The following is an 8707-nucleotide window of genomic DNA, read 5'->3' on the forward strand; positions in this document are numbered from 1 at the left end:
CTGAAGCTGTACGTCTACGGCTATCTCAACCGGGTCCCGTCGAGCCGACGCCTGGAGCGCGAGGCGGGCCGCAACGTCGAGGTCATGTGGCTGACCGGCCAGCTGTCGCCCGATCATAAGACCATTGCCGAGTTCCGTCGGCAGAACGGCCCCGCCATCGGGCGAGTCTGTGCCCGCTTTGTCGCCCTGTGCCGCACGATGGGCCTACTGACGGGGACGTGCGTCGCGATCGACGGCTCGAAGTTCAAGGCGGTCAACAATCGCGACCGCAACTTCACGCAAGGCAAGCTCGACCGGCGCCGCCAGCAGATCGAGGAGAGCGTGTCACGCTACCTCTCGCAGCTCGACACAGCCGATCGTCAGGATCCCACGCCGGAACTGGCAGCCAAGGTGGAGCGGCTGAAGGAAAAGATCGCCCGCCTCGGACAGGAGATGGAGCGGCTGGCGGGGTTGGAAGAGCAGATGAAGGCCGCGCCCGACCGGCAGGTCTCGCTGACCGATCCCGACGCGCGGTCCATGGCCACCAGCGGTCGTGGATCGGGCGTGGTGGGTTACAACGTCCAGGTGGCGGTCGAGACCGAGCATCACCTGATCGTCGCGCACGCGGTCACCAATGCCGGCTCGGACCGGGCGCAGCTCAGCGGCATGGCCGCGCGGGCCAAAGAAGCTCTGGAAGCGGACACGCTCGATGCGGTGGCTGACCGGGGTTACTATTCCAGTGAACAGATCCTGGCCTGCGAACGCGCCGGCATCGCCGTGACGCTGCCCCGGCCGATGACCTCGGGCGCGAAGGCCGTCGGGCGCTTCGGCAAGGATGATTTCCTCTACCGTCGTCAGGACAACACCTACTTGTGTCCGGCGGGTCAGACGCTGTCCCATCGGTACACCTCGGTGGAGAATGGCCTGACCCTGCATCGGTACTGGACGAATGTCTGCTCGGCCTGCGCGATGAAGGGAGCGTGCACGACAGGCAAGGAGCGCCGGGTGACCCGGTGGGAGCACGAGGACGTGCTGGAGGCCGTACAGCGCCGGTTGGACGGCGATCCGCTGGCCATGCGGGTCCGGCGCGAGACGGTCGAGCACCCCTTCGGCACGCTGAAGGCACGGATGGGGGCGACGCACTTCTTGACCAAGACCTTGCCGCGCGTCTCGACCGAGATGGCACTCCAGGTCCTGGCCTACAATCTGACGCGGGTTCTCAACATCATGGGAAGCCGGAAGCTCTTGGTAGCGATCCCCGCCTGAGTGAAGGCCTTTGATCGTTCACCGAGGGGCTGAAAAGCCGTCCAGCAGCGCCTTCAACTCAAACGGATGCGCGACCACAAAGGGTCGATCCAAACGGTGGAGCGCCTATTCTCGCAAAATTGGGGCGGCACCCCAGCACAAAGCCGATTCTCGGCGTTTTGACACGGCCTGGGTCGATAGCCGAATAGCTGGGTGGGGTGGATTTCTGCCGGTCTGCTTTGGAGCGAGGGGCCAAAGAAGCAGCCGCTACTGTAGCGCCCGCTCCTGATCGACGGCCGCTGCGGAATGCTGCTTCCTACGCGTCGAGCAAGTATGGAACGAACACATCCTCGATCTTGAATCGCCGTTCGGTCAGACCTTGCTCGTGATGGTAGCGAAGCACCGCGTCGATAGCCGCCCTGTTCCTGGCCATGCCATAGGGCCACCAATCGTCCCCGAGAAGCTCGCGGTCGCGGGCAAGCAGATCCGTCAGCCAAGGCACCATCGTCGCCATGTTATTGAACGTCATCGCATGCGTCAGTCCCGCGACCTCGGCCAATTTTGCTTCGCAGAAGCCTTTGTAGACCGCGCGAACGAGATCCGGCTCGCGCTCGGCCAGTTCGCGCGTCACCACGACGGTGTGCATGATTGGGAAGATGCCCGTCCGGCGATAGTAGTCGCGCTCGACCGCCTCGTGATCCGGGAAGAGGCGGCGGACCTTCGGCGAGCCGTCGAGAACGCAACGTGGCACGTCGGCGGAGATCAGGGCGTCGATCTCCCCAATCTCCAGGAGGACGCCGAGGTCGGTGCCCTTCGGCGCCACCGTGACCGGGACATCCGCGGGGTGGGGCTGGGGCACGAAATCGATCGGATCCATCGGGAAGTCGATGCCGCCGACGATCCAGCGGTTGCGCTCGGGCCGGAAGCCGAACTCGTCCATCAGGATGCCCTTCGGCATCACGCCGGCATCGTGCCCGTAGAGGGCCAACTCGCCGATGGTCCTGTCCACGAGGTCTTCCGGTCGTTCGATCCCGCTCGCGGCGTTGACGTAGATTGCCGAGTGACGGAACGCGCGGTTCGGGAAGACCGGCAACGCCAGGAAGGGCGACGATCCCTGCGCGAACGTCCGCAGGAAGTAGGTCAGGCCGAGTTCCGAGACGTCGTAGGCGCGCCGGTGGATCATCGCCTCGAAGATCTGCGGCACGATCCTGGCCGTGTGGAAACGGGCTTCGACGCCCTCGATGTGCACGCGCCCGTCGCTCAGTGCCCGCGTGCGATCGTAGTTCCAGAAGGCGACGTCGATGGTTCTCGCGGTCATGAACGGCTCCGGGATCGAAATCTCCCGACGCATATAATAAACGTGTTTATTAAATGAAGCCCTGTGGCTTGGGATGGTGCGACAGTGACGGCGGCGGCGTACAGAACCGGGATGGTAGCCAACCCTCAGACCCTGTCCGACATCTTCGCGACCGAGACCCTCGGTTCGCCCGAAAACGCGGTTGGCTTCGTGTTGTGGCGGGTCGTGCATCGCTACGTGCGCGAGATCGACCGCATCCTAGCGCCGGTCGGTCTGACCCACCTCCAATTCACCGTGCTCGCCATGGCGGGGTGGCTCCTGCGCGAGGGTGAGGCCGTGACGCAGGTTACGCTGGCACGGTTCGGGGACATCCATCCGATGCAGGTCTCGCAGGTCCTGAAGGCACTGGAGGCCAAGGGCCTTATCGCACGGCCGCGCAGCGCGGCGGACACGCGGGCGAAGTCCGTCGCGGTCACCGAGGCGGGGGTTGACGCGCTTCGTCGGGCGATGCCGCTGGCCATCGCCGTGCAGGCGCGCCTCTTCGGGCAGGCCGGCAGACCGGGCGGAAAGTTCCTCGACATGATGCTTCGGTTCGACCGCCCCGCCTCGGATTGACACTCCAGCCCATTCGACCCATTCGCCTGGACCAAATCCCCGTTGACCGGCGGCTTGCACCAGGAGCCCCATCCTTGCTCCATCGACGAATGCCCAGAGCTTCGGCGACAGATTGCGGTGCTCGGAATATGAGAGCGCTTGTCTGCTATCCCTCGACGTGCTCTCTTTCCTCAATAATCTTTGGCACTCAGAGCGTTGAACGCAGACGGCATGCCAAATCTCGCTCAGAACAAGGCGAACGTGATCGCGTTCTATCAGATGATGTTCAACGATTGCCGTCCGCGCGAGGCTATCAAGCGTTATGCCGGCGCCACTTACATCCAGCACAACCCACACGTAGCCACGGGCAAGGACGGCTTCATTGCCTATTTCGAGCGCATGTCGCGTGAGTGGCCGGGCAAGCGAGCAGAGGTCAAGCGGGCAATCGCTGAGGGCGATCTGGTTGTGTTGCACTGCTTTCAGCACTGGCCGGGTGATCATGATTATGCGGCCATAGACATTTTCCGCCTAGATGAGGACGGCCGGATCGTTGAGCACTGGGATGTGCTGCAGATCCTGCCCGATGCCTCGGCCAATCCGAACGGTATGTTCTAGGTCTCGGATGCTTCATGCGCGGCGTGAATCCGCAATCCGCTTCCCATCCTGAGCCAAAACGGCGATCAGAGCGTCTGGGCTGGGTCGTAGGCGGAGCGTCCGCTTGCGAGCGGTCGGTCATCTTCCGCTTGCAACCCAGCTTGAGCTCCAACGGGAAACCATCCGTCAGATTTCCCACCGGGGCGGGCGCTTCCAAATGCATCTGTGAACTCGCCGGCCCGTCGGATGCAGCGAGGGTCGCGACTTTTGATAAGGGGTAAGGCTTACCTGCCATTCGGTCGGTGCGCCCAGCCCGCCTTGATGGCGTTCGCGACCTCGTCGACGAACAGACGGGTCTTGGCAGGTACGAGCCGGCCGGGCGCCAAGATCGCGTACACGCCTCCGTCCTCCCTCCCGACCCAACCCGGGAGTACCTCGACGAGGGTGCCGTCGCGCAGTGCTGGACCGACCAGCCAGTCCGCGGTGAACGCGATGCCCGCGCCCGCCACGGCCGCCATGAGCAGGACCTCGGAGTGGTCGGCGACCATGGAACAGGTCGGACGCACGGTCTGGCGTTTCCCCTCCCGGACCAAGGGCCAGTCCGGCCAGGCCGTGAAACCGGTGAACCCCAAGCATCTGTGGCGTGTCAGGTCGGCGGGCGTTTCGGGAAGGCCGTTCGCCGCGAGGTAGCCCGGCGATGCCACGAGCAGGTTCTGGTAGGACGCGATCTTTCGGGTGGTGAGCGTGCTGTCGCGCTGAGCGCCGGCCGTGACGCGGATCGCCACGTCGATGCCCTCGGCCACGACGTCGACGAAGCGGTCCGACGTCCGGACGTCGATCCGGATCTCCGGATACCGCGCCAGGAAGGTCGGCAGCATGGGTGCGATCCACAGCCGGCCGAAAACGATCGGAATGGAGACGCGAACGAGTCCATGCGGGCTGGCGGCATGGTCGCTGGCCTCCCGGCTAGCGCTGGCCAACTCGTCCAGGACGCCCTGCACCCGGCCGAAGTACGCCGCACCGACCTCGGTCGGCGTCACCCGGCGCGTCGTGCGTGACAGCAGCCGAACGCCCAACCGCCGTTCGAGTTGGCTCACCCGCCGCGAGAGCACGGACGCATCCCGTTCGAGGATCTTGGCCGCCGCGGCGAAGCTCCCGGCCTCCGCGACGGCAACGAAGGCCACCAGCTCCTCAAAACCGCCGGGCTCCAACAATTCCTGCATGTCATGCACGACTCAAATGCGGGTTCGGCCCATTATCCGGGTTCGGCGCATCGCCTATCTCATGCCGAGCAAGTCGTCGATGAGGTCGGGCTTCGGGGACCCTACCCACCATCGAACCTGGGTTTCACGCCCTGGATCGTCCCGACCACATCGACCATGACCAGGCAGGGAAATCCGATGTCCAAGAACCTCAAGACCGTATCGACGGACGACTACGACGCCGTCGTCGCCACCGTTCAGGCCTACGTGGACGGGCTGAAAAGCGGCAGGGTCACCGACCTGTCGAAGGCGTTCCACGGGGACGCGGTGATGTACGGCTTCACCAACGGCGCGCTGATGGGCGGTCCGATCACCAACCTCTATGATTTCGTCGAGAAGAACGGCAAGGCAACCGAGGTCAGGACGCGGATCGACATCCTCGCGATCACGCCCACCACCGCCGTCGTGCGCGTCGACATGGAGAAGGATGTGATTGGCCTCGACTACACCGACTTCCACTCCCTGCTGAAGCAGGACGGGACCTGGCGCATCATCGCCAAGGTCTACCACGCCTACGAGGACTGAGCCGTCGATGCCGGGATCGGCTTGCCGACGGCCCGGCCGAGCGTGCTCCCGAACCAACCGATAGGTGCCGCATGAACGTCTTCATCGTCGGAGGGGCCGGAAAGGTCGCCCGCGGGCTGGCACGCCTGCTCTCCGAGGACGGCCACGCTGTCCGGTCGCTGTATCGCAAGCCGGAACAGGCCCGGGACCTCGCCGCGCTGGGGGCGAGGGCGATTCAGGGTGACCTGACGGCGTTGTCCATCGATGCCCTGGCCTCGCTGATGGCCGGCAGCGACGCCGTGGTCTTCTCGGCCGGCGCGGGCGGCGCTGGGATGGAGGTCACCAACGCCATCGACGGTCGCGGCCTCGAACTCACCGTTGCGGCGGCCCGGCAGGCCTTCATCCGGCGCTTCCTCCTCGTCTCGGCCTTCCCCGACGCCTTGCGCGGCGGCGAGCGCAATCCCGGGTTCGAGAACTACGCCCGGGTCAAGAAGCTCGCGGATGCGCACCTCGTCGCGAGCGACCTCGACTGGGTGATCCTCAGGCCCGGCACCCTCACGGACGGGCCGGGTACGGGCCGCGTGCGCGCGGCGGCCGCCATTCCGTACGGCGCAGTGCCGCGGGACGACGTTGCGGCCACGCTGGCCGCGATCATCGAGCGACCGGACGTGAGCCGGACCATCATCGAACTGACCTCGGGCGACACGCCCATCGACGAGGCGCTGGCACGCATCGCGCGGCGCTGACCTAGCCCCGAAAGGATCTCGACATGGCTGAATTCGAAAGCCGCGCGCTCGGCGGGACGCGCGCGGCGGTGACGTCGCTTGGCTTCGGCACGGTGCCGCTCGCCGGCTTCAAGGCGAAGGTGAGCTTCGCCGACGCCCAGGCCATCGTGCAGGCGGCCTACGACGGCGGCATCCGGTACTTCGACTGCGCGCCGCTCTACGGCTTCGGCAAGGCCGAGTACAACCTCGGCCACGCACTGCGCGAACTGGGCATCCGCGACGCGGTGACGGTCAGCACCAAGGTCGGGCGCGTGCTCAAGGCGAGGAGCCGGACCAAGGCGCTCGATACCGTCTACGGCATTGACTGGGTCGAACCGCTGCCCTTCCTCGACACCTACGACTACACCTACGACGGCTTCATGCGCTCGTTCGAGGACAGCCAGAAGCGGTTGGCGCTCGACCACATCGACATCCTCTACGTCCACGACCTCGGCAGCGCCTGGCACGGCGACCAGGCCGACCTGTACTGGAAGCAGATCCGCGACGGTGGCTACCGCGCACTCGACGAGTTGCGCCGTTCCGGTGCGGTGAAGGCCGTCGGTCTCGGCGTCAACGAGACGGAGGCCGTGGTCACCGTGGCGCGCGAGTTCGACATCGACTGCGCGATGATCGCGGGGCGGTACTCCCTGCTCAACCATGCCCCGCTGGAGGGTGCGTTCGACGAGCTCCACCGCCGCGGCGTGTCGATCGTTGCCGCCGGCGTGTTCAATTCCGGCGTGCTGGCGTCCGGCGTCGGGATTGGCGGGGCGAGCTACGATTACGGCAACGTGCCGGAGGACATCGCGAAAAAGGTCGCGGCCATCGAGGACGTCTGCGCCGCGCACGGCGTGAGCCTGCCGGCCGCCGCGATCCAGTTCGTCGCCGCGCACCCGGCCGTGGCGACGGTGGTGCTGGGTGCCAAGGACGTCGAGCAGACCCGGCAGAACATCGAATCCTTCTCGCAGGCCATCCCCGCCGGCCTCTGGGCGGACCTGAAGGAGAAGGGGTTGCTGCCCGGGCCGGCACCCGTCCCGTACGCCTGAGGCTCCCACGCTCCCCTATCGAAGGACATCGCCATGAAGACGTATCTCATCATCGGGGCCGGCCCCGGCATCGGCCTCGCCACCGCCGAGCGGTTCGCCCGCGAAGGCTTTCGCGTCGTGCTGGCATCGCGCGACGCCGACAGAACCCGGACGCTCGCCGCAGGACTGCGGGACAAAGGGCTCGTCGCCGAGGAACGTACGGTCGACGCGAGCCGGGACGCCAGCGTCGCCGGGCTCGTGGCCGAGGTCGCTGCCTCCTTCGGACTCATCGACGTGCTCCACTACAACGCCGCGGCGCTGCGCAACCAAACCGTCGCCGACCAGCCCGGCGAGACGTTCAACGCCGACCTGGCCGTCAATATCGGCGGTGCGCTGTCGGCCGTGAGGGCGGTGGCGCCGGCGATGGCCGCGCGCGGCGCGGGAACCATCCTCCTGACCGGCGGCGGCTTCGGGCTGGAGCCGAACCCCGACTTCCTGTCGCTCAGCATCGGCAAGGCCGGGATCCGGGCGCTCGCGCTCGGCCAGTTCGAGCCGTTCAGGGCGCAGGGCGTCCATATCGCCAGCGTGACCGTCGTGGCGCAGATCAAGCCCGGTTCGGCCGAGGCAACCGCGGTCGGCGAGCACTTCTGGCGGCTACACGCCCAGGCGCCGGACGCCTGGACCCCCGAGGCCACCTTCGCCGGCTGACGCGCGGCGAGCCTGCGACCGGGAAGCCGCCCGGCCGCCGGCCCGCTCCCTCGAACACGGGAGACCCGAACCATGCCGACCGTAGACCACGGCGCCCTCGTCGATGCCGATCCGGATCGAACCTGGAGCGTGCTGAGGCGCTTCGGCGAGATCGCCACTTGGCATCCGGCCATCGCCGAGAGCCGGATCGAGGGAGACCTTCCCGATGGGATGCCGGGGTGCGTGCGCGTCCTGCGCCTTTCCGACGGCAGAACCCTGCGCGAGCGCCTGCTGGCGATGGACGAGGCCAACCATGGCCTCACCTACCGCTTCGACGAGGCGCCGCTCCCCGTCGACGACTATCACCTCACGGTCTCGGTCATGCCGGTCACCAGCGAGCCCCGCAGCTTCGTCCGCTGTGAAGATGGGCGAAACTCGCTGCTTATGGCGTGGTTGGGTCCAGGCCGTGTCAAAACGCCGGGAATGGGCTTTGCGCTCGGGTGACCCCCAATCTTGCGAGAATGGGCGTTCCATCGCTTGGAGCGACCTTTTGTGGTCGAGCGACAATCCGTTTGAGTTGAAGGCGCTGTTGGACGGCTTTTCAGTTCCTCAGTGAGCGATCCAAGGCTCTTGCTCAGGCGGGAATGGCTTCTAAGAGCTTCCGGCTTCCCAGGATGTTGAGAACACGCGTCAGATTGTAGGCCAGGACCTGAAGGGCCATCTCGGTCGAGACGCGCGGCAACGTCTTGGTCAGGAAGT

10 protein-coding genes are annotated in these 8707 nt (G+C 66.2%); 8 read left to right on the forward strand and 2 right to left on the reverse strand.

All coding sequences use genetic code 11. The features are described from left to right. Positions 1-1245: IS1182 family transposase (locus tag BM228_RS32575; RefSeq protein WP_092047388.1), on the forward strand; the 1245-nt coding region annotated here is incomplete at its 5' end. A gap of 295 nt (positions 1246-1540) precedes the next feature. Here the strand turns inward: BM228_RS32575 and BM228_RS32580 are convergent. Next, entirely contained in the window at positions 1541-2542 is a 1002-nt protein-coding gene (locus BM228_RS32580; protein WP_092047390.1) for a 4,5-dihydroxyphthalate decarboxylase, read from the reverse strand. Between the two features lie 111 nt (positions 2543-2653). On the opposite strand from BM228_RS32580, the gene BM228_RS32585 reads away from it, so the two are divergent. After that, positions 2654-3136: a MarR family winged helix-turn-helix transcriptional regulator gene (locus tag BM228_RS32585; protein ID WP_092047392.1), complete on the forward strand. Its 483-nt coding sequence runs from the start codon at positions 2654-2656 to the stop codon at positions 3134-3136. A gap of 210 nt (positions 3137-3346) precedes the next feature. Beyond that, positions 3347-3730: a nuclear transport factor 2 family protein gene (locus tag BM228_RS32590; RefSeq protein WP_092047393.1), complete on the forward strand. Its 384-nt coding sequence runs from the start codon at positions 3347-3349 to the stop codon at positions 3728-3730. Between the two features lie 263 nt (positions 3731-3993). On the opposite strand, the gene BM228_RS32595 is transcribed toward BM228_RS32590, so the two are convergent. Then, positions 3994-4932, reverse strand: a complete 939-nt coding sequence (locus BM228_RS32595) for a LysR family transcriptional regulator (protein WP_244537432.1) — start codon at positions 4930-4932, stop codon at positions 3994-3996. A gap of 177 nt (positions 4933-5109) precedes the next feature. Here BM228_RS32595 and BM228_RS32600 point away from each other — a divergent pair, with 177 nt between their 5' ends. The 5 genes from BM228_RS32600 to BM228_RS32620 all read left to right on the forward strand — a co-directional run bounded on the left by BM228_RS32600 (position 5110) and on the right by BM228_RS32620 (position 8452). Further along, positions 5110-5496, forward strand: coding sequence for a nuclear transport factor 2 family protein (locus BM228_RS32600; protein WP_092047397.1), 387 nt, complete (start codon positions 5110-5112; stop codon positions 5494-5496). Positions 5497-5567: 71 nt separating this feature from the next. Next, positions 5568-6221, forward strand: coding sequence for an SDR family oxidoreductase (locus BM228_RS32605; RefSeq protein WP_092047399.1), 654 nt, complete (start codon positions 5568-5570; stop codon positions 6219-6221). Between the two features lie 23 nt (positions 6222-6244). Beyond that, on the forward strand, positions 6245-7282 hold the full coding sequence (locus tag BM228_RS32610) for an aldo/keto reductase (protein ID WP_092047401.1): 1038 nt from the start codon (positions 6245-6247) through the stop codon (positions 7280-7282). A 33-nt stretch (positions 7283-7315) separates the two neighbouring features. Further along, positions 7316-7969 (forward strand): SDR family oxidoreductase, encoded by a 654-nt coding sequence (locus tag BM228_RS32615; protein ID WP_092047402.1) that lies wholly within the window; start codon positions 7316-7318, stop codon positions 7967-7969. Positions 7970-8041: 72 nt separating this feature from the next. Continuing rightward, entirely contained in the window at positions 8042-8452 is a 411-nt protein-coding gene (locus BM228_RS32620) for an SRPBCC family protein (protein WP_092047404.1), read from the forward strand. Positions 8453-8707: the final 255 nt, after the last annotated feature.

It is taken from the genome of Methylobacterium pseudosasicola (genome assembly GCF_900114535.1).
Classification (GTDB): domain Bacteria; phylum Pseudomonadota; class Alphaproteobacteria; order Rhizobiales; family Beijerinckiaceae; genus Methylobacterium; species Methylobacterium pseudosasicola.